This window comes from Amycolatopsis sp. 3B14 (assembly GCF_050958625.1).
GTDB classification, from domain to species: Bacteria; Actinomycetota; Actinomycetes; order Mycobacteriales; family Pseudonocardiaceae; genus Amycolatopsis_E; species Amycolatopsis_E thermoflava.
Window position 1 is genome coordinate 26220 of the sequence record NZ_JBHZEN010000042.1, and the last position, 26335, is coordinate 52554.

The following is a 26335-nucleotide window of genomic DNA, read 5'->3' on the forward strand; positions in this document are numbered from 1 at the left end:
ATGACCGTTCCCGTGGTGACCGCGATGCGGGTGGTGCCCGTCGCGGGCCAGGACAGCATGCTGCTCAACCTCAGCGGCGCGCACGCGCCGTTCTTCACCCGGAACCTGGTGGTGCTCACCGATTCCGCGGGCCGCACCGGGGTCGGCGAGGTGCCCGGCGGCGAGCGCATCCGGTCCACTTTGGAGGATTGCGTGCCGCTGGTCGTCGGCAGGCCGGTGAGCGGGCACCACGCGGTGCTGGGCGAGGTGCGGCGCCGGTTCGCCGACCGGGACGCCGGCGGCCGCGGCGCGCAGACGTTCGACCTGCGCGTGACGATCCACGCGGTGACGGCGCTGGAGGCCGCGCTGCTGGACCTGCTCGGGCAGTACCTGGAGGTGCCGGTGGCGGACCTGCTGGGCGAGGGGCGGCAGCGGGACCGGGTGCCGGTGCTGGGTTACCTGTTCTACGTGGGCGACCGGACGCGCACCGACCTGCCGTACCGCGGTGGTTCGGGTGACGGGTGGTTCCGGGTGCGGGACGAGGAGGCGCTGACGCCGGAGGCCGTGGTGCGGCTGGCGGAGGCGGCGCAGGCGCGGTACGGGTTCCGGGACTTCAAGCTCAAGGGCGGGGTGCTGCCCGCCGAGGAGGAGGCCGAGGCGGTGCGGGCGCTGGCGGCGCGGTTCCCGGAGGCGCGGATCACGCTGGACCCGAACGGCGGGTGGCTGCTGGCGGATGCGATCCGGGTCGGCCGGTCGCTGCGGGACGTGCTGTCCTACGCCGAGGACCCGTGCGGCGCGGAGGGCGGCTACTCGGGCCGGGAGACGATGGCGGAGTTCCGGCGCGCGACTGGCCTGCGCACCGCGACGAACATGATCGCCACGGACTGGCGGCAGCTGGGGCACGCGGTGCGGACGGACGCGGTGGACATCCCGCTGGCGGACCCGCACTTCTGGACGATGGCGGGCTCGGTGCGGGTGGCGCAGCTGTGCGACGCGTGGGGCCTGACGTGGGGCTCGCACTCGAACAACCACTTCGACGTGTCCCTGGCGATGTTCACCCACGTGGCGGCGGCCGCGCCGGGCGACATCACGGCGATCGACACGCACTGGATCTGGCAGGACGGGCAGCGCCTGACGAGGGACCCGCTGCGTATCAAGGACGGCGAGATCGAGGTGCCGCAGCGGCCGGGGCTCGGGGTGGAGCTGGACTGGGACCAGGTGGAGCAGGCGCACGAGCTGTACCGCCGCCACGGCCTGGGCACCCGCGACGACGCCGTGGCGATGCAGTACCTGGTGGAGGGCTGGACCTTCGACCCGAAGCGGCCCTGTCTGGACCGCTGATTCTGCGCCGCTTCCTCCCGGCGACCCGGCTCGACCACAGGTTGGACGCCACGGGCCGCCTCGGCCGGACCGGGACGCCCGGCCCCACCACGGGCGGCACCCCACCGGCCGCCCCGAGGCGACCCAGCCCGACCACCGCCCAGCTCCACCACGCGTGTCACGTCGTGGGGCTGCTCCGGGTCGGTCCGCGCCGCCGGCCCGGAGCAGCTCGTGCGGGGGCGACGGCCCCGTCTCGACCGTCGTCTCCGCGTCGGCGCCTCCGTCAGAAACCCTCCACGAACCGGCGCGGCGGGATGCCGCGCACACCCACCTCCGCGCGGTACAGCAGTCCGCCGTCCCCGTCCTGGCGGGCGCTCGTCACGTACAGCACGTCCAGGTCCGGCCCGCCGAACACGCAGCTCGTCGGGCACGCCGCGGGCACGTCGACCGTCATCAGGCGCTCCCCGGACACCGGGTCCAGCCGCCACACCTGGCCGGCGCCCCAGATCGCCACCCACACCGCGCCTTCCGCGTCGACCGTCAGCCCGTCCGGCAGCCCCACCCGCGACGACACGTGCCGCAGCACCCGGCGGCCCGACACCTCGCCGGTGGCCGGGCGATAACGCCACGCCGAGATGTTCCCGGCCGCCGTGTCGACGTGGTACAGCACCTGCCCGTCCGGCGACCAGTCGAGGCCGTTGGACATCCCCAGCCCCCGCACCGCGACCGCCACACTGCGCCCCGCGACGCAGAACAGCGAGCCGATCCGCCGGTGGTCGTGCGTGGCCGAACCCGCCCAGCACCGGCCGCGCGGGTCGATCGCGGCGTCGTTCATGCGCGCGCCCGGCTCCAGCGGCAGCTCGACGACCGGCGACGTCCGGCCCGAGCGCGGGTCGAGCCACGCCAGGCCGCGTTCGGTGACCGCCAGCAGGTCGTCACCGGGGCCGAGCTCGACCGCGCTGGCCCGGACGTCCAGCCCGACCGACACCCCCGACCCGGACGGCGTGACGTTGTGCAGCCGCAGACCGGGGATGTCGACCCAGTACAGGACACCCGACGGATCCCACAGCGGCGACTCGCCGAGTTCGCTCGCCGCTGTGGTCACGCTCTCCGCCGGACACAGGACCGGGCTGCGCTCGGAACCGATCATGAGACCTCAACTTCAGTAGGTTTCACTAGCCGAACAGCATATCTCAATCTGCGGATTGCGCTAGCCCCTGAGGCGAGCCGCCGGCTCTCCCCTGCTCCACACGCCGACCTTGGCGAAGACGGCCTCGAGGTGGTCCTGCACCGTGTGCGCCGAGATCCCGAGCGCCTCCGCGGTGTCCACAGTGGACGCTCCGGTGAGCACCTCGCGGCAGATCTCACGTTCGCGCGAGGTGAGCCCGTAGGCCGCGAACAGCAGGTCCACCAGCGCGTCGCCGCTCGCGCGCTCCAGGGTCACCGCGGTTTCGTCGTCGTCGGAGACGAGCCGGGCGGCGCGCAGCAGGATCCACCCGCCGCGCGAACCGCGGACGCGGGCGCCGAACGTGCCGGACGGCGCGGCGCGGGCGCCGCTGACCACCGCCCGCACCATGACCGCGAACCGGCCGGGGGCGATGTCGTCGAGTTCGTCGCGCCATTCCCGCGCGGCGGCAGTGGCCGCGCGGACCTCGCCGTCCACGGTGGCCACGACGATCGCCGCCCGCTCCGGCCCGCCGCCGCCCGCGCAGGCGGCGACGCGGGTCGCGCAGGCCAGCGCGGGCGCGACGGCCGTGAGGAACTCGACCTCGCGGTCGGTGAAGTCCGCCATGCGGACCATTCCGGCGGCGCCCCAGCACACGCCGTCGACGCGGAAGACCAGGCGCAGCTCGTGGTGCAGTCCCAGCGGGCGCCACACTTCGTTGACGCGGCTGCTGCGCTCACGGTCGCACCGGGGCAGCTCGGACAGCCGCGCCACCGGCGTCGGGCGCCGGGCGAGTTCGGCGCAGGTTCGCCCGCGGTGCTGCTGTGTGTTTTCATGCGGCCAGCCAACGACATCCCACCCACTCGGGCGATCCCGGAATTGTGGGATACCCGCGACCACCGCCGCGGGCGCGTACTGCCGGGCATGTGGGAGGGCCGGGCACACGGCGCCCGGCGTGACATCATCGCGCTCGCCGAGGCGGGCCTCGCCGTCGCGGACCTGCACGCGGCCGCCATCGAGGTGGTCGAGGGCCAGGAACTGCACTCGCCCGATGCGATCATCACCGTGAAGGCCGGGGCTGAGCACACGGGCGCCTTCGAGCTGTTCGAGGTCGACGCGCCGCGCGGGCCCGCGGTGCCCCCGCACGGGACGCCGTGGCCGAAGGCGTACTACGTGCTGCACGGCCGGATGGCGGTCCTCGTCGACGGCGAGATCCACGACCTCGGGCCGGGCGCGTCCATCACGGTGCCCGCCGGGGCGATGCACACGTTCACCGTGCACACGCCGTCGGTGAAGTTTCTGGCGTTCAGCCCGGGCGCGCAGATGGGGCGCTTCTTCCGGGACGTCGACCAGGCGGTGCCGGCGGGCACGCCGATGGCCGAGGCCGCGCCGCTGCTGACCGAGGTGCTGCACCGGCACGGCATCTCGCTGCAGGACTGGCCCTGACCCGCGACCCGGCGCCGTCCGACGGCCTGTGCTCCACCACGGCAGGGGCCGCGACCCGCCATCCGGCGCTCTCCGGCCGCGCTCCACCGCAGCACGCACCACGACCCGCCATCCGGCACTGTCCGACGGCCCGCGCCCCACCGCAGCACGCACCACGACCGGCGAGGCCCCGAGAACGTCGTGGCTCAGGTGTTCGCGGGGGTGGCCGCCGCGCTGCTCGCCGTTCCGGGGTGATCGTCAGCCGTGGTGCACCGCCTCCACGTTGTGCCCGTCGGGGTCGCGCAGGAACACCGCGTAGTAACCCGGGTGGTACTCGGGCCACTCGCGGGGCGCGTGCAGCACCTCGACACCCGCCTCGACGGCCGCGGCGTGCACGGCGTCCACCGCGTCCCGGCCGGGCGCGCGGAAGGCCACGTGCAGCTCGCGGGTTTCCGCGCCGCCCGCGGAACTCAGCCAGAAGTCGGGGTTGCCGTCCGGCCCGGCCATGCCCACCACCACGCTGTCGCCCGCGGGAAATCGCATCGCCTCCCGCAACCCGATCGGCCCGAACACGCGCTGATACAGGGCGGCGGACGCCTCGACGTCGGCCACCTGAACTCCGAGATGATCCAGCATGCGCGAAGGCTAACCGGCACCACCGACAATTTCCGGCCGCCACGTTCCGGACACCCTCGCTGGTCCACAGTAGACAGAGCGCGGAACCCGGAATAACCGTGGTAACGTTCCTCCATGGGGGAAAATTCACCAACATTGCAGTCCGTCTCGAACGCTTTGCGCCTGGTGCTGCTGCTCCGCGCCCAGGCGGACGTCGGGGTGACGGACGCGGCGCGGCACCTCGGCGTCGGCCCGTCCACGGCGCACCGCCTGCTGACCACCTTGCAGCAACACGGCTTCGCCGAACAGACCCACGGCGGCCGCCGCTACCGCATCGGCCCGTCGATGACCATGTCCAGCGAGACGCAGGCGGTCGAGCACTGCCTGGAGGTCGCGTACCCGCTCATGCAGCAGCTGCGCGACGACTCGCGGGAGACCGTGCACATCTCGGTGCTGGCCGGCGCGCGGGTGAAGTTCGTCGCCGCCGTCGAATCGCCGCTGCTGATGCGCGTCGCGAGCCGGGTCGGCCTGAGCATGCCGGCGCACGTGTCCGCCGCGGGCAAGGTGCTGCTCGCCGAACTCACCGACGACGAGCTGGCCGAGCTGTACCCGGACGAGGAACTGACCGGCGCCACCGACGCCGGCCTGCACACCCGCACCGCACTCCGGCGGGAGCTGGCGCGCGTGCGGGCCGAGGGTTTCGGGCGCAACACCGGTGAGTCCGAGGAGGGCCTGGCCGCGCTCGCGGTGCCGATCCCGCGCGCCGCCGGCCGCGTGCTGTGCAGCCTCGCGCTCACCGGTCCCCTGTTCCGGTTCAACCCCGGTCCGGCCGCCGGCGTTTCGCCGCGTGAACTGGAGCTGACGACGATGCTGCGGCACTCCGCGGCGCAGATCGCGAAGCAGCTCGTCTACTGAGGGCACAATGGGCGGGGACGAGAGAGGGGGCGCCATGCCCGACGAAACCACGCCCGAGGGCGACTACACCGAATCCGGCGTGCCGAGCTTCGACTTCGTGCGCGACCGCATCGAGAACCGCTACGCGACGGCCCTCGGCTCGACCGAACTGGCCGGGGAGACCCCGGAGGCGGCCTCGTTCGACGAGAAACTGGCCGACCGGGACCGCGCCGCACGCGACAAGCTGGAGGAGATCCGCCGCTCGATGCGCGGCGAGTGAGTTCAGGGCTTCTGCCAGACCGAGACGTGCTTGCGGCTCTCCCCGCTAAGTCTGGCCGGGGATCGACCGGAACACGCCGCGGCCGCCGGTGACGTCGACGTAGTTGGAGCTCATCGCCTGCGTGGCCGGGTCTACCTCGATCATCGAAACCCCCGCCTGGCTGGAGGTGGCTGCGGAAGCACCGTTTGTTCCACCTGAGTAGTCAGGCCGGTGAGGGCGCGGCCCTCGAACTAGGCAGCGGCACCGGCCGGATCGCGCTACCGCTCGCCGCGTGCCGGTGCACGGCATCTACGGCGCCGTGGTCACTCGCCTGCAAGCGAGGCCGGGTGACGCGGCGAGCCCGGCCAGGAAACCGACCGTCGCGTCCACCGCGGCGGGCTCGAACTCCGGGCCCTCCGACTGGTCGTACGTCGCGGCGACGTCCTCGCCGAAGTAGCCGTCGTCCATGGGCGGACGGTAGCGCGGGACGCCGCGGCGGTGCCCGCTATTTTCCGCCGAGGAACTCGTCGAGCACCTTCGCCGTCGCCTCGGCGGGGATTCCGTGCCCGGCGCCGCCGGGGACCTCGGCGTACTTCGCCCGGGCGAGGTGCGCCGGCAGCGCCCGGGCGGCTTCACGCAGGCCGGGCCAAGTCTCGCTGCCGCTGAGGACGAGGACGTCCAGGTCGAGAGCACGCATGGCCGCGGTGGGCAGGTTCGGCGCGGCGGTGAGCGTGGCGTCGTACACCAGGCTCTGCGCGACGGCCTCCAGCTGCGGCCACATCGGGGAGCGCCGGATCTGCTCGACCGTCTCCGGCGGCAGCCCGATGCCCTCGATCTGCATCGTCGCGACCGCGTCACCGCGCCTGCCGTTGCCGATCAGCGCGGCGAGCTTCCCCGAGAGATCCCGGGCCGAGCCGGCCAAGCCGCCGAGCGCGAACGGCGGCTCGTAGAGCGCGACGCGGGTGATCGCCGCCCCGGCGGCCGCGGCGTGCAGCGCGAGGATGCCACCCGAGGAGAAGCCGAACACCGCAGCCGGCCCGCCCTCGGCCGCGAGCACGGCGTTCAGGTCCTCGACCTCGCGCTCGACCCGGTAGGTCGCGGCCTGGTGCGGCGGAATGGCGTCGCCGCTGTCCCCGCGCCCGCGCCGGTCGACGCACACGACGGTGTACCGGTCGCGCAGCACCTCCGCGACGGGCGCGCACGCCGTCCGGTCGTTGAAGGCGCCGCCGAGGAACACGACGAGCGGCCCGCTGCCGTCCCGCTCGTAGGCGATGGGCGTCCCGTCCGCCGAGGTCACCGTGTGCATGCCGTCCTCCTTCACCGGGGTTTCAGTGTGCCGACGAACGGGCCCGCGGCGGGAGGACATCCGGGAAGCCGAACCGCCGCACCAGGGTCGGCTCGCCGAAGACGGTGATCTTCGCGATGCCCCTGGAGGTCACCGTGAGGACCGCGAGGCCGTACGCGCGGTGGGCGCCGTCGGTGAGGCGGTACGTCACCGCGGCCGGCTGGTCGTTCGCGGTCGTCGGCAGCATGCGCCACTCACCGGGCTCACCGATCACCGCGGGGCTCTCGAGGAACGGCAGGCAGGTGCGGCGGCCGGCGAACCACGTCGGCGAGCCGACCACCTCCAGCGCGGCGTCCTGGCGCAGCGCGCGTTCCAGCAGCGCGACATCCGACTTCTCGAACGCCGCCATGTACTGGTCCAGCAACGCGCGCGCCTCGGGCGCGGACGGCTCTGCCAGCTCTTCCGGCGCGGCCACCTCCGCCAGGCTCGCCCGCGCCCGTTGCAGCGCGCTCTTCACCGCCGCGACCGTCAGGCCGAGCATGCCGGCGACCTCGGCGGCCGGGAAGGCCAGGACGTCCCGCAGGATCAGCACCGCTCGCTGCCGTGGTGGCAGCACCTGCAGGCTCGCGATCAGCGCCAGCCGCACCCCCTCCCGCGATTCGGCCGCCGCAGCGGGGTCCACCGGGATCGGCTGGAGCCACGCCACTCCCGGCGCCTCGCCCGGCGGCGCGGCCGGATCGTCCGACGGCGGCGCCAGCCCGGACGGCAGCACCCGCCGCCCGCGGCCCCGCAACGCCGTCAGGCACACGTTCGTCGCGATCCGGTACAGCCAGGTGCGCACCGACGCCCGCCCCTCGAACGCGCCGAACGACCGCCACGCGCGCAGGTACGTCTCCTGCACCAGGTCCTCGGCGTCGTCGAGCGAGCCGAGCATCCGGTAGCAGTGCGCCAGCAATTCGGCGCGGAACGGCTCCGCGAGCTGGGCGAAGCCGTCCTCGGTGGTTCCCACGTCAAGCACTCTGCCTCACCTCCGCCGGTGGGAAGAGGTTCACGTGCTCCGGGAAGATCCGCACGACCACGCGCTCGGCGCCCGGCTCCGGCGGCGGCTCCTGCCCGCCCATGTACAGCCGGTACATGACCACCGGCAGCTCCTTCCCCGGATCGGCGGTGATCTCCACACGGCCGCGCACCTCCGCGTAGTGGCCGGTCACCCTGGACACCACGAGCAGGCTGAGCCGCGGATCGCGCTCCAGGTTGCGCGTCTTACGGCGGCCGCGAAGCGTGCTGAACACGATCGTGCCGTCGTCCTCGCACTTGACGAAGACGACCGACGACTGGGGACGGCCATCGGGGTTGCTGGTCGAGACGATCGCGAAGTGCGGTTCGCCGACGAGGCGGCGGACGGTTTCGGGCAGTGTCATACCGGTACCGACTCGCGGGCGGCCGGAAAGGAATCGGTCTCAGCGCACCGTCATGCGCACACCCTCGGCCAGCCGGTACGGGCGCGTGTCCACCAGCGCGCCCAGCAGCCGCCGCAGGCGCGAAACCTCCGCACGCACCGTGACGATGTGCTCGGCGTCGCCGTACAACGCGCGGCTGAGCGCCTCCGCCGACAGCCCGGCGGGTCCGGCGCGGTGCAGCAGCACGAGGATCTCCGCGTGGCGGCGGGTCACCTTGCGCCGCCAGCCGGTGTCGCCGCCCTGCAACGTCAGCAGCGGGGTGTGCGTGAGGTCGAGGTCGAGCGTCACCCGCCGGTCGGGTCCGGCCGGGCGGATCAGCCAGCCCTCGGCCAGCCGCTCGGGCAGGCACGCGCCGAGCCCGGGCACCGCGATCGGCTCGCCCGCGGACGGCGCCGCGATGCGGTCGCCCACCGACACCCCGGCGCCTGCCGCGACCCAGCCGTGGTCGTCGACCAGCAACGCGGGCCCGGTGGCCAGCAGCGGTTCGCCCACCTGGCGCAACCGGTCGAGCCGCCGCTGATGCCAGCGCCAGATCTGCGCCTCGGCGAGCCTGCGGCCGGTCTCCACCAGCGCCCCGATGGCCGGGTGCAGCGTCAGCGCCGGGCCACTCACGTCGATCACCCCGAGCAGATCGCCGGTGCGCGGATCGTGCACCGGCGACGCCGTGCAGTACCACGGGTGCTGGTTCTGCTCGAAGTGCTCGCCCGCGAGCAGCTCGACCGGGGCGGCCTCGGCCAGCGCGGTGCCGATCGCGTTGGTGCCGACGCGCTCCTCGGTCCACTCCGCGCCCTCGAAGAACCCGAGGTCGTCGGCGTGGCGGCGGACGCGGGAAGTGCCCTCGCGCCACAGGATGACGCCGTCGGCGTCGGTGACGACCAGCAGCACGTGCGGCATCCCGCCGAGCACCTGCTTGAGGTCGCCGACCGCGTCCCGCAGCGGCGAGTTCTCCCGCCGCCTGGCCAGCTCGTCCTCGTTCAGCCAGTCACGGGTGTTGAGCCCGTCGGCCTTCAGCCCGAGCCCGATGACCCGTTCCCAGGACCGGGACACCACGTCGCGCGGCCGCAGCGGCGGACGGCCGCCCGCGATCACGGCGTCGTGCATGCGGACCAGGTCGCGGGCGTAGGCGGGCAGGCTGCAGCCAGGCGGGACTGCGCCGGGCACGCTCACGGTCCACCTCCGCACCACTGCGTCGACGATCGAGCATAGGTGCCGCTCACGCGCTCGCCAAGGCGTGCAATTCGCTGCAACCGTTGCCGGTCACCCGTCCGGCGCGCTGTGATCGGTGTTACATCCCCAACGGCGAGGAGGAGTGGCGATGACACAGACGATCGACCGGGAGGCGCCGGCGCGGTCGCCGCAGGCGCGCGTCGACGCCTGGCTGGAGCGGTTCGAGGCCGCGCTGGCCGCCCGCGACGTCGAGGCGGCGGCGGGCATGTTCGCGGTCGACAGCTTCTGGCGCGACCTGGTGGCGTTCACCTGGAACATCAAGACCGTCGAAGGCCGCGAAGGCGTCGCCGACATGCTGTCCGCCTGCCTGGACGGCACGGATCCGTCCGGTTTCCGCACCACCGAGACCCCGACCGAGGCCGACGGGGTCGTCGAGGCGTGGCTGGAGTTCGAGACCGCCACCGGCCGCGGCAAGGGCCACCTCCGGCTGACCGACGAGGGCGCCTGGACGTTCCTGACCAGCCTGCGCGAGCTGAAGGGCTTCGAGGAACCGCAACGCGAACGCCGCCCGAAGGGTGTGCGGCACGGCGTCATCCGGGGACGCCGGGTGTGGGCCGAGGAACGCGAGCTGGAGAAGAAGGAGCTCGGGTACGAGCGCCAGCCCTACGTGGTGGTGATCGGCGGCGGGCAGGGCGGCATCGCGCTCGGCGCGCGGCTGCGGCAGCTCGGGGTGCCCGCGCTGGTCGTGGACCGCCACGAACGTCCCGGCGACCAGTGGCGCAAGCGCTACAAGAGCCTGTGCCTGCACGACCCGGTCTGGTACGACCACCTGCCCTACCTGCCGTTCCCGGAGAACTGGCCGGTGTTCGCGCCGAAGGACAAGATCGCGGACTGGCTGGAGATGTACACCCGCGTGATGGACGTGCCGTACTGGACGCGGTCGGAGGTGAAGTCGGCGTCCTACGACGAGGACACGGCACAGTGGACGGTCACCGTCGACCGGGCGGGTGAAACCGTGGTGCTGACGCCGAAACAGCTCGTGTTCGCGACCGGCATGTCGGGCAAGCCGAACATCCCGTCGTTCCCCGGGATGGATGTCTTCGAGGGCGATCAGCACCACTCTTCGCAGCACCCGGGCCCGGACGCCTACGCGGGCAAGAAGGCCGTGGTGATCGGCTCGAACAACTCCGCGCACGACATCTGCGCGGCGCTGTGGGAGCACGGCGCGGACGTCACGATGGTGCAGCGGTCCTCCACCCACGTGGTGAAGTCGGACTCGCTGATGGAGATCGGCCTCGGCGACCTGTACTCCGAGCGCGCGGTGGCGAACGGCATGACCACCGACAAGGCCGACATGGTGTTCGCGTCGCTGCCCTACCGGATCATGCACCAGTTCCAGATCCCGGTGTACCAGCAGATCAAGCAGCGCGACGCGGACTTCTACGACCGCCTGGAGAAGGCCGGTTTCCTGCACGACTGGGGCGACGACGGGTCCGGCCTGTTCATGAAGTACCTGCGGCGCGGCTCCGGCTACTACATCGACGTCGGCGCCTCCGAGCTCGTCGCGAACGGCGACATCAAACTGGTACGCGGCCAGGTCGACCACCTGACGCGCAACGCCGTGGTGCTCGCCGACGGCACCGAGCTGGAGGCAGACCTGGTGGTGTACGCGACCGGGTACGGGTCGATGAACGGGTGGGTCGCCGACATCGCCGGGCAGGAAATGGCCGACCGGGTCGGCAAGTGCTGGGGCCTCGGCTCGGGGACGACGAAGGACCCCGGACCGTGGGAAGGCGAGCAGCGGAACATGTGGAAGCCGACCCAGCAGCCGGGGTTGTGGTTCCACGGCGGGAACCTGCACCAGTCCCGGCACTACTCGCTGTACCTGGCGCTGCAGCTGAAGGCCCGGTACGAGGGCATCCCGACGCCGGTGTACGGGCTGCAGGAGGTGCACCACCTGTCGTGAAGCTTCCGGGGCCCGGCCGTCGACGGGGCGGCCGGGCCCCGGGTTCCACCTACGCGAACGCGTTGACCCCGGTCAGTTCCGCGGACAGCGCCCACAGCCGCGCGGCCTGCTCCCGGTCGGTGGCGTAGTCGCGGACGCCGAGGAACATCGCCGGGCGGCCCGGGCCGGACGGGAGCGGCTCCCCCGAGGCCGGCTCGGCGATGTCGCAGTCCTCGCAGTACACGCCGCCCATCCCGGCAAGTGCCGGGGAAGTCGCGGCCCACACCTGCGTCGCGGCGCCCTGCTCGGGGGTCTTGAACCAGTCGGCGACCGGGGTGCCGTTCTCGTCGACCCAGCCGTTCGCGATCTGCTCCGCCAGCGGGATGTGCCGTTGCAGCGGGGTCAGGATGCTGCCCGGGTGCACCGAGAACGCCCGCACGCCCGACGGCTCCCCCAGCTCGTCCAGGTGCACCGCGAACAACGCGTTCGCGGTCTTGGCCTGACCGTAGGCCTGCCACTTGTCGTAACCGCGCTCGAACCACATGTCGTCCCAGCGGATGCCGGAGAAGTGGTGGCCGCGCGAGGACACCGACACGATCCGCGCGCCCGGCGCGATCGCCGGCCACAGGTGGTTCACCAGCGCGAAGTGGCCGAGGTGGTTGGTCGCGAACTGGGCCTCCCAGCCGGGGCCGACGCGTGTTTCCGGGCAGGCCATGATCGCGGCGCTGTTGATCACGATGTCGACGCGCCGCCCGGACGAGGTGAACCGCCCGGCGAAGTCCCGCACGCTGTCCAGGTCGCCCAGGTCCAGCTCGTCGACCTCGGCCAGGTCGCCCAGCGCGGCCTTGGCCGCGTCCGGCCGCCGGGCCGGGACGACGACGTGCGCGCCCGCGCCGGCCAGCGCGCGGGTGGTCTCCAGGCCGAGGCCGGAGTAGCCGCCGGTGACGATCGCAAGCCTGCCGGAGAGGTCGATCCCGCGCAGGACCTCCGCGGCGGTGGTCGACGCGCCGAAGCCGGATCCGATGGGGTGCTGTGCCGTGGTCATGGCGCCGACGCTAGGTGCTGGAGCGCGCTCCAGGTCAAACCTGCTCCGGGGACTTGACTGAATCTACAGTGCGAGCTACACATATGACTGTCAGCGGTGTGGACGCAGGACCTCCCCCGGGAGTGATTCGCGATGCCGGACGTGCTGGAGCAGCTCGGGTTCGCCGACCTGGTGTGCGACGACCCGGACTGGCTGCGGGACGAGTTCACCGCGATCATCGAAGCCAACTTCGGCGAAACCTCGCCCCCGCGGTCCGAACCGCCCCGGATGCCGCTCCCGGAGCCTGCCGGGCGCCCGGCCCGCGCCGCACGGACCTCCCAGCTCTGGCGACGCCAGCGCTCGCCTCCGCGCTCGGGAAAACCGTTGGTCCGCGACGAAAGGAGGGACGACACCCGGAACATCCGCGATCTCTTCCTGAGCCCCGCCGCCCCTGCGGCGGGGCGTTCCACGTCTCAGCCGAGCACGATCGGCACCAGCAGCACGGCGACGTAGTAGGCCATGAACTGCACGCCGGAGGTCATGCCGAGCAGCCGGTTCGCCAGTCCGCCGACCGCGCCGACCGTCAGGCTCACCGCGAGCGCGAGCGGCCCGCCCTCGTACCAGGCCACCACGGCGATCAGCGCGACGAACGCGCCGATCAGCGCCTCGTGGCTGATCCGCCGCGCGACCCAGCCGCTGGCGGCCCGCGCGTAGCGCATCGCGAACGGGTACACGACGAGCCCGGCGATGACGACGCCGAGCAGGCTGAACACCAGGAACTGCCACGAGCTGAGCAGGGTGTGCAGGTTGTGCACGCCCCCGTCCGCGCCCTTGACCGTGTAGACCGGCGGCGCGTTGAACAACGCGGCAGCGGGACCCGCGGCGACCGGGCTCAGCGGCAGGCCGAACGCGACGAGCGGGATGAGCGTCTCGGCCAGGTAGGTCGACTCCGTGGTGCCGTTCTTGACCGCCATCAGGGTGGTCAGCCTGCGGTACGGGTGCTTGATCCTGGACCCGGTGATCTCGCCGGCGAGCACGGTCGCGGCGACCGGGCTGAGCATGAACGTGGTCGAGGTGACCCCGGCCGCGGCGGCCGTCGCCGCCGTCTGCCTGCCGTCCAGGATCCGCAGCGGGTTGGGGATCCACCGCCGTCCGGTGCCGCCGTCCGGCGCGAGCCAGAACGGGCGCGGCCCGGTGCGTTCCAGGGTGCGCCGCCCGCTGCGGGACGACGCGATCAGCAGGTCCACCACGAGCGGCCCGATCGCGATGCCGAGGAAGAAGCTGATCGACAGGCTCTTGTCGAGCTGGTCGGTGGCGACCGTGTTGAGCCCGGTGACCAGCAGCGCGAACGGCACGATCGCGGCGACGCTGGCCCACCGGCCCGGCGAGAAGTAGCCGACGAAGATCGCGGCGGCGCCGAACACGAACGGCGCCACCGTCTTGATCGGACCGGCCAGCGGGGCGAGCAGGGACGCGACGCCGACCGCGACCGGAACCGCGATCAGGGCGGCGACGAGCCCGCCCGCCAGTGCCTTGCGCAGCGCGATGTGCGGGGCGCCGAGCCGGCGCAGCGCGGTGGCGTCGTCGAGCAGCGGCACCGCGGTCGTGTCGCCCGGGATGCCCAGCAGCGTGGTGGGGATCGCGTGGGTCATGTGCTTGCTGACGGCTCCGGCGATGAAGAAAGTCAGCACCCCGGCCGGCGGGACGCCGAGCAGCACGACGAGCAGCGTGACCGGCGCGAGGGTGGACGTCTCGTCGGTGCCGGAGACCAGTCCGATCGCCGCGAAGACGACCGCGCCGAGCAGGCCCATGCCCAGGGCCCACAGCAGGTCCGGGGTCATGCCCGCACCTCCTGGGCGGTCTCCCGGACCAGGCCGAGCTCGGCCATTTCGGCCCGCACGCGCGGCGGCAGCTCGGCGAAGGCCTCGGCGGTGCCGCCCATGCGCTCCAGTTCGGCGATGGCGGCCTCCCGGTCCGCGGCCTGCTCGGCGCCGAACGTCCGCTTCGGACGGAACAGCCGGGCGCACACGGCGGCGGCGAGCACGCACGCGGCGAGCCCGGCCAGCAGTGCGTAGCCGCCGGCCAGTGACGGCGTGTCGACCAGTGCCCCGAACAGCGCCTTCGCGCCGAGGAAGACCGGCAGGCCGGCGGCCACGCAGATCACGATGGACGCGGCCAGGTGCCGCAGGTCGACGGCGTCGTTCCAGACGACGACGTAGGGCTTCTCGTCGTTGAGTGCCAAGGCTTTCTCCGTTGGGTCAGGCGCCGGTGAGCGCGCGCAGGGTGCGGGATGGGCTGGGCCGTCCCAGGTGCCCGGCGAGCCAGGCGCTGGTTTCGGCGAGTTTGGTCAGGTCGACACCGGTGTGGATGCCGAGCCCGTCGAGCTGCCACAGCAGGTCCTCGGTGGCGAGGTTGCCGGTGGCGCTCTTGGCGAACGGACAGCCGCCGAGGCCGCCCGCCGACGCGTCGACGGTGGTGACGCCGCGCTGCAGGGCGGCGAGGGTGTTCGCCAGCGCCTGCCCGTAGGTGTCGTGGAAGTGCACCGCGATCCGCCCGAGCGGGACACCCGCGGCGACGAGCCCGTCGAGCAGTGCGACGACCCGGCCGGGCGTGGCGACGCCGATCGTGTCGCCGAGGCTCAGTTCGGTGCAGCCCAGGTTGAACAGCCGGGTGGCGACCGCGATCACCTGGGACAGCGGGACTTCGCCCTGCCACGGGTCGCCCCAGCACATCGACAGGTAGCCGCGCACGTTCAGCCCGGCCTCGCGGGCGCGGGCCACAACCGGCGCGAACACCTCCAGCGACTCGCCGACGGACCGGTTGAGGTTGGCCCTGGCGAAGCCTTCGGTGGCCGAGGCGAACACCGCGATGTCGGTGACGCCGAGGTCCAGTGCCCGCGCCAGCCCGCGCTGGTTGGGCACCAGCACCGGGTACCGCACGCCGGGACGGCGGTCGAGGCGGCGCAGGACCTCCTCGGCGTCCGCCAGCTGCGGCACCCGGTCCGGGCGGACCAGGCTGGTCGTCTCGATGACGGTGTGCCCGGCGTCGGCGAGCCGTTCCACCAGCTCGACCTTCACCGCGGCGGGCACGAGCGCGGACTCGTTCTGCAGCCCGTCGCGCGGGCCTACTTCCCAGATCGTCACCGCGGACGGCAGCCCGGGCAGCCGGTCGACGGTCATGACCTGCTCTTCGCCCGCAGCTCGGCGAGGATCTTCTCGGCGTGGTCGGCGCGGACCTTGCGGTCGGCGACCAGCCGCGCGACGACCGCGGGCACTTCCGCGGCGGTCGCGCCCACGGTCGTGGCGATGTTGCGGGCGTGCAGCGACATGTGCCCGCGCTGGATGCCCTCGGTGGCCAGCGCCCGCACCGCGGCGAAGTTCTGCGCGAGCCCGACCGCGGTGATGATCTCCGCCAGCTCGGCGGCGGTCCGCACGCCGAGCAGGGCGACCGCGGCCTGCGCCACCGGGTGCACCCGGGTGGCGCCGCCGACGAGCCCGACCGGCATCGGCAGTTCCAGCGTGCCGACCACGTTGCCGTCGGCGTCCTTTTCGAAGCGGGACAACGAGGTGTACCGCCCGTTCTCCGCGACCGCGTGCGAGTGGGCGCCCGCCTCCACCGCGCGGGTGTCGTTGCCGGTGGCGAGCACGACCGCGCTGATGCCGTTCATGATCCCCTTGTTATGGGTCGCGGCGCGGTAGGGATCGGCCTCCGCGAGCGCGGCGGCGTGCACGATGTCGTCCACCACCGCGGGCCCACCGAGGGTTTCGGCGTCGAACACCGCGCGGGCCCGGGACAGCCGCAGATCGGCCTTGTTGGTCAGGATCCGCAGCAGCGGACGGCCGCCGGCGATCTCCCCGGCGCGTGCGGCGACGGCCTCGGCCATGGTGTTCACGGCGTTGGCGCCCATCGCGTCGCGGACGTCGACCTGCAGGTGCGCCACGACGTAGGTGCCGGCGCGGGAGTGCACCAGCCGCACCGCGACGTCCCGGACGCCGCCGCCGAACTCGACGAGCTTCTCGTCCTGGGCGTTGGCCAGTTCGATCAGCTCGTCGCGGGCCTCCAGCAGGCGGACACGGCCGGCCTCGGGGTCGCTGACGCCGACGATCTGCACCTGCGCCTGCATGATCGGCGCGGTCGAAGACGTGGTGAACCCGCCGTGCACGCGCGCGATCTTGGCGGCGTTGCTCGCGGCGGCGACCACCGAGGCCTCCTCGGTGGCCATCGGCACCAGCACGTCGGCACCGTTGACCACGAAGTTCGTCGCCACCCCGAGCGGGACGCCGAGGATGCCGACGACGTTCTCGATCATGTGGTCGGCCGCGCCCGCGTCGAGCCCCCGCGCGGGGTCGAACGCCGCGATCCGGGCCGGGTCGAGCCCGGCCGCCTCGGCGACGGACTTGCGCCGGGCCTCGACGGGGAGGTCCCGTAGTCCCTGGATACGACTGGTGCGCGCCATAGCGCCCCTTCCACTTCCGTGTGGCTGCGTGACGCCCCAGGACGCTAGCTCCGCGTCCGGACAGCGGGAATGGACCGAGCGTCCATTCCGTGCGGTCTGGCTATGGGCGTTCAGCAAGGCGGGCGAGCCGGACGGCGACGGTGAGTCGGAAGAGCCGGTCGGGCTCCTGCCAGCCCTCCCCCAGCAGCTCGCCGGCGCGTTCCAGCCGCTGCAGCACGGTGTTCTTGTGGACGTGCAGGGCGCGGCCGGTGGCGACCGGGCTCATCCGGTTGTCCAGATAGGCGGCGAGGGTGGGCAGCAGGGTGCCGGCGTGCTCGGCGTCCCAGTCCAGGACCGGTCCGAGGACCCGGCGCACGAACGCGGCGACGCGCTCCTCGCCGGGCCCGAACAGCGCCGTGTAGGGCAGGTACTCGTCGGTGGTCACGGCCGCGTCGGACAGGCCGAGCGCGGGCAGGACACGCACGCACGCGGCGGCCTGTTCCACGGGTTCGCGCAGGTCGTCCCCGCCGACAGTGCCCACGGCCAGCACCGGGGCGGCCAGTGACCGCGCGACGGCGGCATGCACGGTCCGCGCCACGGCGGCGGGGTCCTCGCCCGCGGTCAGGACGACGACGTGCTCCGCGTGCTCGCCGATCAGGTCACCCGTGCCACGCAGGGCGCGGGCGGCCTGGCGGCGCAGGTCGGCGGGGACCGCGACGACCACGAGCGAGCGCAGGGCCGCCAGCCGGATTCCGCGGGCGCGGGCCCGTGCGGCGGCGCCCGCGCGGCGGTCCGCGTCGGCCGAGAGCAGGTCGGCGAGCAGGTCCCCGCGCACGCGCTGCTCCGCCTCGGCCATGGCGTCCTGCTTGAGGCTGAGCAGGGCGGTGATCTGCGCGGCGCGCTCGGCGGTGCGGAGCTCGACGGGCCCGAACTCGACGGCACCCTGCTCCAGCAGCAGCGCGCCGAGCAGCGTCGGCCCCGCCACGACAGCGACCGCGAACGTCCCCTCGCCCGCCGGGACGCACCGCCCACTGCGCCGGCTCTGCTCGACGGCCGCCCGCACGCCGCCGTCCAGGTGGCCGGTGTCGAGCAGCGTGACGCGGCAGCGCAGCGCGCGGCCGAGCGCCCCGGCCACCTCGGTCGCGTCGCCGCCCTGCAGGACGAGCGCGGTGAGGTCGCCGTGCACCTCGCTCGCGCGTTCCATCGCCTCCACGTGCCGGGCCAGCTCACCGTAGGCGCGGCGGGTTTCCTCGGCGGCGGCGTTGGCGCGCGCCAGCAGCCGGGCGGTCTGCAGCACGACGGCCGCGTGGTCGGCGAACGCGGACAGCAGCGAGATCTCCTCCGGCGAGAACGCGTGCTCGACGCGGTTGGCGGCGAACAGCACCCCGATGACCTCTTCCCCGGCCAGCAGCGGGACCCCGAGCAGCGAGACCAGGCCCTCTGCGGCGACGGTCTCGTCGATGCGGTCGTCGTGCGGCGCCTGGGTCATCGCGTCGTACCGCGCGGTCCAGCACGGGCGGCGGCTTTCGACCACCTGGCTGGCCAGGCCCATCCCCGGCGGCACGCGGAGCCCGGGGAACGACGGCGCGACCGTGCCGAGCGTGGTGCGCACCCGCAGCTCCCGGCTGCCGACGTCGAACTCCGACAGGTAGGTGACGTCGGTGCCGACGAGGTCGTGGGCCCGTTCCACCAGCCGGGCCAGCAGCTCGTCAACGTCGCGCAGCTCGGCCAGCTCCCTGGCGGAGGAGAACAGGGCGGCGAGCTCCTGCCCGCGGCGGCGAAGGCGATCCGAGGTCGCGCGCAGGCGCCGGATGCCGGACGTGATCCGCTCGGCGTCGGCGGCGTCGAGGCCGTCCAGCAGCGGCGTCACGTCGGTGTCCTGCTCGGCGGCTTCGAGAAGGCCGACGACGGCGGCGACGGGCAGGCTCATGCATCACCTCGTGGACCGGACGACCACCCCGGGGCGGTGGCGGGTGGGCCTACGGTACATGCGCCTCATGGTGCGCCGGCGGTGCTCCGGCACGGCGGGCACGCCGAGGTTGCCGAAGAACCACTCGAACGTCGCCACCCGGGCTAGTCCCCCGCGAACGGCGGCACCAGGTGCGCCGCGTCCGCGCGGCCGGAGTCCGCTTTGGACTCTGCACTGGGGTCGCTCGACCATTACGACCAGGGTGCGGTGATTTCCTTCCTGCACACGCATGTCGCCGGGCAAGTGCGCCCGGATTCGCTTGCCTGGCAAGGAAATCGGCGTCGTCGGCCGCGGCTCGCACGAATGGCGGGTGGAGTTACCCCGTTGATCGCGCGGCAAACGCGGTCGCGCGCCGATCGCACGGCGGTGTAAATGGCTGCTGCCGGATCGCGGATTCTTATGCATGATGGGCGAATGGCACCACCCAGCGACCGCCCGCGGACGGAACCCGCGCCCGCGCACGCCATGACGGTTTCGGCCGAGCACCGGGGACGGGACGTCGTGCTCACCGCGACGGGCGAACTGGACATCGCGACGCTGCCCAAGCTGCGCGGGCTGATCCGGCTCGCGCTCGTGGATCGGCCGCGCCTGCTGGTGCTGGATTTGTCGGAACTGCGGTTCATCAGCTCCAGCGGACTGGGCCTGCTGGCGGGCACGCACCGCGAGGCCGCGCCCGCGGAGTTGCGGGTGGTGGCGGGAACGGCGGTGCGGCGGGTCATGGCGTTCACGGACCTGCTGGAGTTCCTGAACGTCTACAGCACGATGGAGGAGGCGCTCACGGACGCGGGTTGACGCGCAACCAGCGGCGGGCGCCGGACCGCCCGCCCGCGGCGGCCACGCAGCGCCGGCAGGGCACGATCCGGTGCGCCGACGTGTCCGCGAGCCAGAGCGTGTCGATCCAGAGCACGTGGGGGAAGCGGCCGAGGCGGGTGCGGTGCAGCGAGAGGCCGCAGAGGGTCTGGTTCGTGCCAGGCAGCCAGGCGTGGGCGTCCGCGCCCGGCTGGCGCACGCCGTCCTCGTCGGTCCACGTGCTGGAAGCCGCCGTGGCGGGCGGCGCTTTCGTCGCCATCCGCTGGACCTACCCGCGCTGGAAGCGGATCAACCCGGTCGGGCGGACGCCGACGGCGGCGGCACCTTCGACTGCGCACCTGATCGGCGCACGTCCTCCGCGCCAGCGCAGGTGCTGAACGCCGCCGCGGCGGGCTGCACATCAGCTGGTCCCACCCCCGGCGGGCACGGATCAACCCAACGTCGCGGTAGCTCCACGCCGACCACCTCCGGCACCGCAACCGGCGCGGGTCAATGCAGGCGCTGGAAGCCGTCGCGGCGCGCCTTCCTGAACATTCACAGGCCCCCCGGGCCCACGCGGATCAACCGCCCAGCCCCGCGGCGGCCAACTCCGGCTCCGCGCCAGCGCATGCCCTCCGTTGCCGGCGCACGCCCTCCGCGCCGGTGCCGGTGCTGAAAGTCGCCGCGAGGGGCGGCGCTTCCTGCGCCGGTCCAGGCGCCGAAAGCAGCAGCGGGCGGCCTTCCTCGCCCACCGGCGGCGGATCAACCACCCGGTCGGGCGGACGCCGACGGCGGCGGCACCTGCGACTGCGCACGTGATCGGCGCACGTCCTCCGCACCGCCGCCTTGGCTTGCCGCGCTTTCCTCGCCCGCCGCTGGACCTACCCCAGCGGAAGCAGAGCCACCCACGGCGGCCGGCTCAGACGCCGACCACCTCGGGCACCTCCGCCTGCGCCTGCGGTTCCGCGGCAGCCGGGATATCCGCGTCGAACCGGCTGAACTCGAACCGCACGTCGCTGCGGTCGGGGCCGCACGGGACGGCCGTGATGATCCCCGCGGTGTCCACCACCGCCAGCTGGGCCAGCAGCCGCGCCAGGCGGTCCGGCGCGCCGGCCACCTCCTGGTCCGTCTGCACCAGCGTGCGGTGCAGGTTCGTCAGCCCCCAGCCGTCGGCGCTCCCGCTGCCCGTCGGCACCGGCAGCGCCACCGTCAGCAGCCAGCGCCCCGGCTTGCCGGACAGGGACGGCGTGCGGTGGTTGGAGATCCCGATGACCTGATCGGCCCGGACCAGCCCGTCGCCAGGGGTGCGGATCCAGACGTTCTCCAGCGCCATCCTCAATCCTCCCGTTCGGTCTCCATGGACTCGGTCTGCTCGCCCAGCCTGCGCCGCAGATCCGCGTTCTCGGCGCGCGACGCGGCCAGCTCGTCCTCCAGCCGGACGATCCGCTCCGCGGCCGCCAGGGTCATCCCGTCGTCGAACAGCTCGCGGACCCGAGCGGCCAGCCGCAGCTGGCGGCGCGAGTAGCGGCGGTGGCCGCCGGACGAGCGGTGCGCCTGGACGACTTCGGCGGCGTCGAGGCTGCGCAGGAACGCAGGCTGCACGTCCAGCGCGTCTGCCGCCTGCCCCATCGTCCAGGCGGGGTAGTCCTCGTCATCCAGCTTGTCTACAGCCACTTGAAGAGTCTATCTGCTTCGCTCGATTGACTCAATCTCCAGTCTTGACTATAGATATTTTCGGGAGGTGAGAGCAGGTGTTCCCGAACCCGGGTCTCGACCCGCAGAGCAAACCGGCGCGGGGCCTGCGCCGGTACATCGGACTGGTCGAGGAGGAACTCGGCCTGAGCGGGCACGGCTCTTTCGTGCAACTGGACGCGCCGCTGAGCGCCTACCTCGCGATCGACGGGCACGTGCCCGCGTTCCCGGACCGCGACGTGGCCCTGCTGTGGGACGAGCGCTACGGCTGGTCACTGGCGGTGGAGGCCCGCTGCGGCGAGGACCTGCTGGTGCTGGCCTACCTGGGCGGCCAGGTGGCGCCCGCGCCGCGGGTGGTGGCCGCCTTCGTGCGCCGCGCGCTGGCCGGTGAGGCGGCGGGCACGCCGGAGCCGGAGGTGCTCCCAGCGCCCGATCTGCACGACGAGCTGGGCGCGTACGCGCCGGTGGCCGAGGAGCTGCTCGCCGCGGGGTAGCTCCGGCATGTGGGACGACCGCCGTCCGCCCGGGATCCGGTGCCAGAATCGTGATCACGGACCCCGGGAGGACGCGTGTCACGACCGCTGCGGAAGCTGGGCTTCCTCACCATCGGCCTGTTCGAGGAGGCCGACCCGCGCGCCGGCCACGAGAGCACGCTGGAGATCATCGAGCTGGGCGAGCAGCTCGGCTTCGACAGCGCCTGGGTGCGGCACCGGCACCTGCAGTTCGGCATCTCCTCGCCGGTCGCGGTCCTCGCGGCCGCCTCGCAGCGCACGCGGCGCATCGAGCTGGGCACCGCGGTCATCCCGATGGGCTGGGAGAACCCGCTCCGCCTCGCCGAGGACCTCGCCACCGTCGACATCCTCTCCGGGGGCCGCCTCAACCCGGGCCTGTCGGTCGGCCCGCCGATGCACTGGGACCAGGTCAAGGACGCGCTCTACCCGGACACCGCGGACGCCGAGGACTTCAGCCACCAGCGCGTCCGCCGTCTCCTGGACGCGGTCCGCGGCGAGCCCGTCACCGATTTCCGCGGCACCGAGGGCTTCGAGGTCTTCTCCGACCGCGTCCAGCCGCACTCCCCCGGCCTCGGCCGCCGCCTCTGGTACGGCGCGGGCAGCCTCGGCTCGGCGCGCTGGGCGGGCGAGAACGGGATGAACCTGCTGACCAGCAGCGTCGTCAAGGCCGAGGAGTCGGAGGACTTCGCCGAGATCCAGCTCTCCCACATCCGCGCTTTCCGCGCCCACCACCCGGACGGCGACCGCGCCCGCGTGTCGCAGGGCCTGGTGGTCATCCCGACCGACTCGGCCACCGCCGCGCAGCGCGCGAAGTACGCCGAGTACGCCGCCAAGCGCACGCCGCGGACCACCGCTCCGCAGGGCCCGGCGCGGATGATGTTCGCCCCCGACCTGGTGGGCACGTCCGCCGAGATCGCCGGACGGCTGCACGCGCACGCCGCGTTCCGGGAGGTCGACGAGGTCGCCTTCGCGCTGCCGTTCACCTTCGAGCACGCCGACTACGTGCAGATCCTGACCGACATCGCGACCAAGCTCGGGCCGGAACTCGGCTGGTCCGCGTGATGCGTGTTCACGCGCCGCTGAGCTGAGCCTGCGCGATCCTGCGGAACGCGGCGACGAGACGGCTCCGGTCGTCCGCGCGAGTGGCGAGCACGACGTGGCTCGGTTCGACGTCCTCCAGCGGGACCGTGGTGAGGTCCGGGCGCAGGCCCGTCAGCCCGGCGCTTGCCGGCACGATGGCGATCGCCTGCCCGCCGGCGACCAGCTCGACCTTGTCCTCGACCGCGCCGATCACCGGCCCGTCCGGCGCCGGCCTGCCGCCGGGCCGCGGGTCGACCCGCCAGAAGGCGTTCCACTCCGCGTCACCCGGCACGCGCGGCAGCGGTTCGTCGGCGATGTCGTCGAGCCGCACCGACTCCTTGCCCGCCAGCCGGTGGTCGCGCGGCAGCAACAGCACCCGCGGCTCGTCGTGGAGAACGGTCACGTGCAGCCCGCCGGTGGGGAACGGCAGCCGCGCCACGGCCGCGTCCACCCGGTGGTCGAGCAGCGCCGCGGGCACCTCGTGCCAGCCCACGTGCCGGGTGCGCACCTCTGCCTCCGGATGACGGCGCCGCATCTCGCGCACGGCCGGCGTGACGAGGACGTTCACGGCGTGACCGATGGTGATCCGGGCGGGCCGGGCGGCGGCGCGGGTGCGGCCGGCTGCGCGGGCGGCCGAGCGCAGCAGGTCCTTCGCCAGCGGCAGGAAGACCTCGCCGGCCTCGGTGAGCCGGGTGCCGCGCGGGCTGCGGTCCAGCAGGCGGGCGCCCAGCTGCCGTTCGAGGCCGCGGATCTGGCGGCTCAGCGAGGGCTGGGTGATGTGCAGGTCCGCCGCGGCGCGGCCGAAGTGGCCGTGCTCGGCCACGGCCACGAAGTACCGCACCAGTCGCAGGTCCAGGTCGGCGTGCTCGGCCATCGTCCCAAGCTACCTGCGGTGATGCCCGGATCGCATCGCCGGATGCGGAACAGGCGTTGGACCGGCCGCCGGCGACGGCAGCACGGTGGGAGCAACGGTCACCTGTTCGCAAGGAGTGGTTTTCGTGCAGATCCCATCGCTGGGCCGGGTCGGGGTGTACCTGCCGGTCCCGTTCACCGATCCGCCCGCGCCGCGGGAGCTGCCCGCGGCCGCCGTCCGGCTGGCGGACGCCGGCTACGGCACGATCTGGACCAACGAGTTCCCCGGCAAGGACGCGCTGGTGCAACTGGCCGTGCTGCTGGAGGCCACGGAGCGGGTCGTGTTCGGGACCGGTGTCGCCAACATCTGGACCCGGGACGCGCGGACGGCCGCGGCCGCCGCGGAGTTCCTGCACCGGGCCCACCCCGGGCGGCTCGTGCTCGGGCTGGGCGTCGGCTACCCGCAGCAGGCGGCCGACACCGGTCGCGAGTACGGCGACCCGCTGGCCACGATGCGCGACTACGTGGACCGGATGGGCCCTGCCGAGTACCCGCGCATCCTGGCGGCGAACGGCCCGAAGATGCTGGCGCTGGCGGGGGAGCTGGCCGACGGCGCGATGCCCGCCATGCTGCCGCCCGAAGCGACCGCGCTGGCCCGGCGCGTGCTCGGCCCGGGCAAGCTGCTGGTCGCCGGGCTGGCCGTGATGCCCGGCGCGAGCCGAGCGGAGGCCGTCGCGCGGGTGACGGGCACGCTCGGGCAGCCGTGGTTCGCCCGCGCCGTCGCGCGGGCCGGATATCCCGCGGACGCGGACCACCTGGTGGACGCGGTCGTGGCGTACGGCGAACCGGACGCGATCGCGGTGAAGGTGCGCGAGCACCTGGCCGCAGGCGCCGACCACGTCGCGCTGCTGCCCCAGTCCGGGAGCGACTTCGCCACCGACGTGGAGGTGCTGGCGCGGCTCGCGTCCTCGGCCGGTCAGCCCGTCTGATCGCGGGCACACGCGGCGTCCGCGGGGGAGCCGTCGTCGGCGTGCACGGTTTCCCGCACCCGCAGGGTCATCCGGGACGTCGACTCGACGACGGTCTTCACCGCGACCACGTCCCGGCACCGCCGGCACGGCTCCTCCCGCCGCTCGAAGACCACCGCCACGCCGTCGATCGAAACCCGGGCGCGCGGTCCCGGCTATCCGTTTCCGGCACGAATTCCATCCGCTTGCGGCGCGGGGCACACTGGTGGGTGGTGCCGGCAAGGAGGTCCGCCGTGGGCAACGGACACGTCACCTTCACCACCAGCGATCCGGACGAGGCGCGGGACACGCTCACCCGGCTGTACCTGCCCCTCGAACTGCTGCCGGAGCGGGGCGAACTGGCGATGCGGCTGGACGCGACGGCGCACACCGCGCTGACGATCGGGTTGATCAGCTTCGGGCCGCGGATCCGGGTGCGGTGCCCGCCGAACGCGCACTACCACGTCGTGCTCCCGCTGGCGGGTCGGGCGCGGTACCACTCCGGCGACGGGCCGGCGGTAGTCAGCGAGCCCGGGACGGCGACGGTGTTCGCGCCGGAGGCGCCCGCGGAGCTGGACTGGGCGCCGGGGACCGAGCAGCTGTGCGTGATGCTCGACGGGCGGGAGGTCGAGCGCGAACTGCGGCAGCTCCTCGGCCGCGACGTGGGCCCGCGGCTGGCCTTCGCCGCGCGGATGGACCTGAGCCGCGGCCCGGCGCGGACGTGGGTCGAGGCGCTCATGCTGCTGACCCGGGCCGCGCGGCAGGAGAGCGAACTGCTGAGCCATCCGCTCGCGGCGCGCCGGCTGGAGCAGATCGTCTTCGACGCGCTGCTGACCGGGCAGCCGCACAACTACAGCGACCAGCTGACCACCGGGACCGCCTCGCCCGGCCGGTCGGCCGTGCGCTGCGCGGTGGACCTGGTGCAGGCCTACCCGGACCGGGAGTGGACCACCGGGCGGCTCGCCGCCGCCGTGTCGGTGTCGGCGCGCGCGCTGACCAACGGGTTCCGCGCGGAGACCGGGATGACGCCGATGGCGTACCTGCAGAACGTGCGGCTGGACCGGGCGCACCAGGACCTGCTGGACACGGACCCGTCCCGGACGACCGTCACGCACGTCGCGGGCCGCTGGGGATTCACCCACCTCGGCCGGTTCGCGGCCGCTTACCGGGCCCGGTACGAGGAGCCGCCGTCCCGCACCCTCCGGCGCCGCACGTGGTGAGTGACCTTGCGACGACCGGATCGCCCTGTGGTGACGGCTGCGCGGTTCGCGGCACCGGGCGGCGGTGGCCTCCCGCGGTGGCGGCCGTGCGATTCGCGGCACCGGGCGGCGGTGGCCTCCCCCGCTGGCGGCTGCGCGGTTCGCGGCACCGGGCGGCGGTGGCCTCCCCCGCTGGCGGCTGCGCGGTTCGCGGCACCGGGCGGCGGTGGCCTCCCCCGCTGGCGGCTGCGCGGTTCGCGGC

General features: G+C 73.5%; 30 protein-coding genes. 11 read left to right on the forward strand and 19 right to left on the reverse strand.

What is annotated here, in order from left to right; translation table 11 throughout:
• Complete coding sequence (gene gudD / locus ACCP09_RS23385) at positions 1 to 1320, forward strand: glucarate dehydratase (protein WP_123685734.1); 1320 nt, start codon at positions 1 to 3, stop codon at positions 1318 to 1320.
• 262 nt (positions 1321 to 1582) lie between these two features.
• On the opposite strand, the gene ACCP09_RS23390 is transcribed toward gudD, so the two are convergent.
• A complete protein-coding gene (locus ACCP09_RS23390; RefSeq protein WP_433750183.1) occupies positions 1583 to 2449 on the reverse strand; it encodes an SMP-30/gluconolactonase/LRE family protein in 867 nt (288 codons plus the stop codon).
• A 60-nt stretch (positions 2450 to 2509) separates the two neighbouring features.
• A complete protein-coding gene (locus ACCP09_RS23395) occupies positions 2510 to 3238 on the reverse strand; it encodes a helix-turn-helix transcriptional regulator (protein ID WP_433750186.1) in 729 nt (242 codons plus the stop codon).
• Positions 3239 to 3388: 150 nt separating this feature from the next.
• Here ACCP09_RS23395 and ACCP09_RS23400 point away from each other — a divergent pair, with 150 nt between their 5' ends.
• A complete protein-coding gene (locus ACCP09_RS23400; protein ID WP_433750189.1) occupies positions 3389 to 3910 on the forward strand; it encodes a cupin domain-containing protein in 522 nt (173 codons plus the stop codon).
• 237 nt (positions 3911 to 4147) lie between these two features.
• Here the strand turns inward: ACCP09_RS23400 and ACCP09_RS23405 are convergent, their stop codons facing one another.
• Positions 4148 to 4525, reverse strand: coding sequence for a VOC family protein (locus ACCP09_RS23405; RefSeq protein ID WP_026153251.1), 378 nt, complete (start codon positions 4523 to 4525; stop codon positions 4148 to 4150).
• A gap of 114 nt (positions 4526 to 4639) precedes the next feature.
• Here ACCP09_RS23405 and ACCP09_RS23410 point away from each other — a divergent pair, with 114 nt between their 5' ends.
• Positions 4640 to 5419 (forward strand): IclR family transcriptional regulator, encoded by a 780-nt coding sequence (locus ACCP09_RS23410; protein ID WP_433750192.1) that lies wholly within the window; start codon positions 4640 to 4642, stop codon positions 5417 to 5419.
• Between the two features lie 34 nt (positions 5420 to 5453).
• Complete coding sequence (locus tag ACCP09_RS23415; RefSeq protein WP_027935321.1) at positions 5454 to 5678, forward strand: hypothetical protein; 225 nt, start codon at positions 5454 to 5456, stop codon at positions 5676 to 5678.
• Positions 5679 to 5966: 288 nt separating this feature from the next.
• On the opposite strand, the gene ACCP09_RS23420 is transcribed toward ACCP09_RS23415, so the two are convergent.
• The 5 genes from ACCP09_RS23420 to ACCP09_RS23440 are packed head-to-tail and all read right to left on the reverse strand — an operon-like array spanning position 5967 to position 9569.
• Positions 5967 to 6125: a hypothetical protein gene (locus ACCP09_RS23420; protein WP_433750195.1), complete on the reverse strand. Its 159-nt coding sequence runs from the start codon at positions 6123 to 6125 to the stop codon at positions 5967 to 5969.
• A 37-nt stretch (positions 6126 to 6162) separates the two neighbouring features.
• On the reverse strand, positions 6163 to 6963 hold the full coding sequence (locus tag ACCP09_RS23425; protein ID WP_433750198.1) for an alpha/beta fold hydrolase: 801 nt from the start codon (positions 6961 to 6963) through the stop codon (positions 6163 to 6165).
• A gap of 22 nt (positions 6964 to 6985) precedes the next feature.
• Complete coding sequence (locus ACCP09_RS23430; protein WP_433750201.1) at positions 6986 to 7960, reverse strand: RNA polymerase subunit sigma-70; 975 nt, start codon at positions 7958 to 7960, stop codon at positions 6986 to 6988.
• Positions 7953 to 8363, reverse strand: coding sequence for a PPOX class F420-dependent oxidoreductase (locus ACCP09_RS23435; protein WP_027935317.1), 411 nt, complete (start codon positions 8361 to 8363; stop codon positions 7953 to 7955). The genes ACCP09_RS23430 and ACCP09_RS23435 overlap by 8 nt, the downstream gene beginning before the upstream one ends.
• Positions 8364 to 8402: 39 nt before the next feature.
• Positions 8403 to 9569 (reverse strand): helix-turn-helix domain-containing protein, encoded by a 1167-nt coding sequence (locus ACCP09_RS23440; RefSeq protein WP_027935316.1) that lies wholly within the window; start codon positions 9567 to 9569, stop codon positions 8403 to 8405.
• Positions 9570 to 9717: 148 nt separating this feature from the next.
• Here ACCP09_RS23440 and ACCP09_RS23445 point away from each other — a divergent pair, with 148 nt between their 5' ends.
• Entirely contained in the window at positions 9718 to 11535 is a 1818-nt protein-coding gene (locus ACCP09_RS23445) for an NAD(P)/FAD-dependent oxidoreductase (protein ID WP_027935315.1), read from the forward strand.
• A gap of 49 nt (positions 11536 to 11584) precedes the next feature.
• Here the strand turns inward: ACCP09_RS23445 and ACCP09_RS23450 are convergent, their stop codons facing one another.
• The gene (locus ACCP09_RS23450; protein ID WP_433750206.1) at positions 11585 to 12559 is read right to left on the reverse strand and encodes an SDR family NAD(P)-dependent oxidoreductase; all 975 of its coding nucleotides are present in this window, start codon (positions 12557 to 12559) and stop codon (positions 11585 to 11587) included.
• A 132-nt stretch (positions 12560 to 12691) separates the two neighbouring features.
• On the opposite strand from ACCP09_RS23450, the gene ACCP09_RS23455 reads away from it, so the two are divergent.
• On the forward strand, positions 12692 to 13051 hold the full coding sequence (locus ACCP09_RS23455) for a hypothetical protein (protein WP_400990917.1): 360 nt from the start codon (positions 12692 to 12694) through the stop codon (positions 13049 to 13051).
• Here ACCP09_RS23455 and ACCP09_RS23460 read toward each other — a convergent pair.
• The 5 genes from ACCP09_RS23460 to ACCP09_RS23480 are packed head-to-tail and all read right to left on the reverse strand — an operon-like array spanning position 13012 to position 18903.
• Positions 13012 to 14379, reverse strand: coding sequence for a tripartite tricarboxylate transporter permease (locus ACCP09_RS23460; protein ID WP_123685727.1), 1368 nt, complete (start codon positions 14377 to 14379; stop codon positions 13012 to 13014). The two genes, ACCP09_RS23455 and ACCP09_RS23460, sit on opposite strands and share 40 nt — an antisense overlap.
• Positions 14376 to 14780 carry a hypothetical protein gene (locus ACCP09_RS23465; protein ID WP_027935312.1) on the reverse strand — a complete coding sequence of 135 codons (405 nt, stop codon included), beginning with the start codon at positions 14778 to 14780 and terminating at the stop codon, positions 14376 to 14378. Before ACCP09_RS23465 ends, ACCP09_RS23460 begins: the two co-directional genes overlap by 4 nt.
• Before the next feature lie 16 nt (positions 14781 to 14796).
• Positions 14797 to 15717 carry a hydroxymethylglutaryl-CoA lyase gene (locus tag ACCP09_RS23470; RefSeq protein ID WP_378336579.1) on the reverse strand — a complete coding sequence of 307 codons (921 nt, stop codon included), beginning with the start codon at positions 15715 to 15717 and terminating at the stop codon, positions 14797 to 14799.
• Complete coding sequence (locus tag ACCP09_RS23475; RefSeq protein WP_433750211.1) at positions 15714 to 17111, reverse strand: hydroxymethylglutaryl-CoA reductase, degradative; 1398 nt, start codon at positions 17109 to 17111, stop codon at positions 15714 to 15716. The genes ACCP09_RS23470 and ACCP09_RS23475 overlap by 4 nt, the downstream gene beginning before the upstream one ends.
• Positions 17095 to 18903 carry a helix-turn-helix domain-containing protein gene (locus ACCP09_RS23480; RefSeq protein ID WP_433750214.1) on the reverse strand — a complete coding sequence of 603 codons (1809 nt, stop codon included), beginning with the start codon at positions 18901 to 18903 and terminating at the stop codon, positions 17095 to 17097. The genes ACCP09_RS23475 and ACCP09_RS23480 overlap by 17 nt, the downstream gene beginning before the upstream one ends.
• Positions 18904 to 19356: 453 nt before the next feature.
• On the opposite strand from ACCP09_RS23480, the gene ACCP09_RS23485 reads away from it, so the two are divergent.
• Positions 19357 to 19734, forward strand: coding sequence for an STAS domain-containing protein (locus ACCP09_RS23485; protein WP_051362988.1), 378 nt, complete (start codon positions 19357 to 19359; stop codon positions 19732 to 19734).
• Here the strand turns inward: ACCP09_RS23485 and ACCP09_RS23490 are convergent.
• The 3 genes from ACCP09_RS23490 to ACCP09_RS23500 form a co-directional block, all read right to left on the reverse strand.
• Positions 19718 to 20011: a hypothetical protein gene (locus tag ACCP09_RS23490; RefSeq protein ID WP_433750217.1), complete on the reverse strand. Its 294-nt coding sequence runs from the start codon at positions 20009 to 20011 to the stop codon at positions 19718 to 19720. The genes ACCP09_RS23485 and ACCP09_RS23490 overlap by 17 nt on opposite strands.
• 639 nt (positions 20012 to 20650) lie before the next feature.
• Entirely contained in the window at positions 20651 to 21064 is a 414-nt protein-coding gene (locus ACCP09_RS23495; RefSeq protein ID WP_433750220.1) for a hypothetical protein, read from the reverse strand.
• Positions 21065 to 21066: 2 nt separating this feature from the next.
• The gene (locus tag ACCP09_RS23500) at positions 21067 to 21360 is read right to left on the reverse strand and encodes a MerR family transcriptional regulator (RefSeq protein ID WP_433750234.1); all 294 of its coding nucleotides are present in this window, start codon (positions 21358 to 21360) and stop codon (positions 21067 to 21069) included.
• Between the two features lie 122 nt (positions 21361 to 21482).
• Here ACCP09_RS23500 and ACCP09_RS23505 point away from each other — a divergent pair, with 122 nt between their 5' ends.
• Positions 21483 to 21917, forward strand: a complete 435-nt coding sequence (locus ACCP09_RS23505) for a DUF6292 family protein (RefSeq protein ID WP_027935304.1) — start codon at positions 21483 to 21485, stop codon at positions 21915 to 21917.
• Positions 21918 to 21992: 75 nt separating this feature from the next.
• Positions 21993 to 22997, forward strand: coding sequence for an LLM class flavin-dependent oxidoreductase (locus ACCP09_RS23510; RefSeq protein WP_378334797.1), 1005 nt, complete (start codon positions 21993 to 21995; stop codon positions 22995 to 22997).
• A 7-nt stretch (positions 22998 to 23004) separates the two neighbouring features.
• Here the strand turns inward: ACCP09_RS23510 and ACCP09_RS23515 are convergent, their stop codons facing one another.
• A complete protein-coding gene (locus ACCP09_RS23515; protein ID WP_433750225.1) occupies positions 23005 to 23889 on the reverse strand; it encodes a LysR family transcriptional regulator in 885 nt (294 codons plus the stop codon).
• A 124-nt stretch (positions 23890 to 24013) separates the two neighbouring features.
• On the opposite strand from ACCP09_RS23515, the gene ACCP09_RS23520 reads away from it, so the two are divergent.
• Entirely contained in the window at positions 24014 to 24856 is an 843-nt protein-coding gene (locus tag ACCP09_RS23520; protein WP_433750228.1) for an LLM class flavin-dependent oxidoreductase, read from the forward strand.
• Here ACCP09_RS23520 and ACCP09_RS23525 read toward each other — a convergent pair.
• Positions 24844 to 25017: a hypothetical protein gene (locus ACCP09_RS23525; RefSeq protein WP_433750231.1), complete on the reverse strand. Its 174-nt coding sequence runs from the start codon at positions 25015 to 25017 to the stop codon at positions 24844 to 24846. The two genes, ACCP09_RS23520 and ACCP09_RS23525, sit on opposite strands and share 13 nt — an antisense overlap.
• A 111-nt stretch (positions 25018 to 25128) precedes the next feature.
• Between ACCP09_RS23525 and ACCP09_RS23530 the strand changes: the two genes are divergently transcribed.
• A complete protein-coding gene (locus ACCP09_RS23530) occupies positions 25129 to 26094 on the forward strand; it encodes an AraC family transcriptional regulator (protein WP_378366080.1) in 966 nt (321 codons plus the stop codon).
• The last annotated feature ends 241 nt before the right edge of the window (positions 26095 to 26335 follow it).

Excerpts from the sequence above, each read along its gene's own strand:
- gudD (WP_123685734.1), top strand. The coding sequence starts at position 1 with ATGACCGTTCCCGTGGTGACCGCGATGCGGGTGGTGCCCGTCGCGGGC.
- ACCP09_RS23400 (WP_433750189.1), top strand. The coding sequence starts at position 3,389 with ATGTGGGAGGGCCGGGCACACGGCGCCCGGCGTGACATCATCGCGCTC.
- ACCP09_RS23450 (WP_433750206.1), bottom strand. The coding sequence starts at position 12,559 with ATGACCACGGCACAGCACCCCATCGGATCCGGCTTCGGCGCGTCGACC.
- ACCP09_RS23455 (WP_400990917.1), top strand. The coding sequence starts at position 12,692 with ATGCCGGACGTGCTGGAGCAGCTCGGGTTCGCCGACCTGGTGTGCGAC.
- ACCP09_RS23390 (WP_433750183.1), bottom strand. The coding sequence starts at position 2,449 with ATGATCGGTTCCGAGCGCAGCCCGGTCCTGTGTCCGGCGGAGAGCGTG.
- ACCP09_RS23480 (WP_433750214.1), bottom strand. The coding sequence starts at position 18,903 with ATGAGCCTGCCCGTCGCCGCCGTCGTCGGCCTTCTCGAAGCCGCCGAG.
- ACCP09_RS23500 (WP_433750234.1), bottom strand. The coding sequence starts at position 21,360 with ATGGGGCAGGCGGCAGACGCGCTGGACGTGCAGCCTGCGTTCCTGCGC.
- ACCP09_RS23410 (WP_433750192.1), top strand. The coding sequence starts at position 4,640 with ATGGGGGAAAATTCACCAACATTGCAGTCCGTCTCGAACGCTTTGCGC.
- ACCP09_RS23425 (WP_433750198.1), bottom strand. The coding sequence starts at position 6,963 with ATGCACACGGTGACCTCGGCGGACGGGACGCCCATCGCCTACGAGCGG.
- ACCP09_RS23460 (WP_123685727.1), bottom strand. The coding sequence starts at position 14,379 with ATGACCCCGGACCTGCTGTGGGCCCTGGGCATGGGCCTGCTCGGCGCG.
- ACCP09_RS23470 (WP_378336579.1), bottom strand. The coding sequence starts at position 15,717 with ATGACCGTCGACCGGCTGCCCGGGCTGCCGTCCGCGGTGACGATCTGG.
- ACCP09_RS23420 (WP_433750195.1), bottom strand. The coding sequence starts at position 6,125 with ATGGACGACGGCTACTTCGGCGAGGACGTCGCCGCGACGTACGACCAG.
- ACCP09_RS23490 (WP_433750217.1), bottom strand. The coding sequence starts at position 20,011 with ATGGCGACGAAAGCGCCGCCCGCCACGGCGGCTTCCAGCACGTGGACC.
- ACCP09_RS23415 (WP_027935321.1), top strand. The coding sequence starts at position 5,454 with ATGCCCGACGAAACCACGCCCGAGGGCGACTACACCGAATCCGGCGTG.
- ACCP09_RS23405 (WP_026153251.1), bottom strand. The coding sequence starts at position 4,525 with ATGCTGGATCATCTCGGAGTTCAGGTGGCCGACGTCGAGGCGTCCGCC.
- ACCP09_RS23495 (WP_433750220.1), bottom strand. The coding sequence starts at position 21,064 with ATGGCGCTGGAGAACGTCTGGATCCGCACCCCTGGCGACGGGCTGGTC.
- ACCP09_RS23445 (WP_027935315.1), top strand. The coding sequence starts at position 9,718 with ATGACACAGACGATCGACCGGGAGGCGCCGGCGCGGTCGCCGCAGGCG.
- ACCP09_RS23515 (WP_433750225.1), bottom strand. The coding sequence starts at position 23,889 with ATGGCCGAGCACGCCGACCTGGACCTGCGACTGGTGCGGTACTTCGTG.
- ACCP09_RS23485 (WP_051362988.1), top strand. The coding sequence starts at position 19,357 with ATGGCACCACCCAGCGACCGCCCGCGGACGGAACCCGCGCCCGCGCAC.
- ACCP09_RS23435 (WP_027935317.1), bottom strand. The coding sequence starts at position 8,363 with ATGACACTGCCCGAAACCGTCCGCCGCCTCGTCGGCGAACCGCACTTC.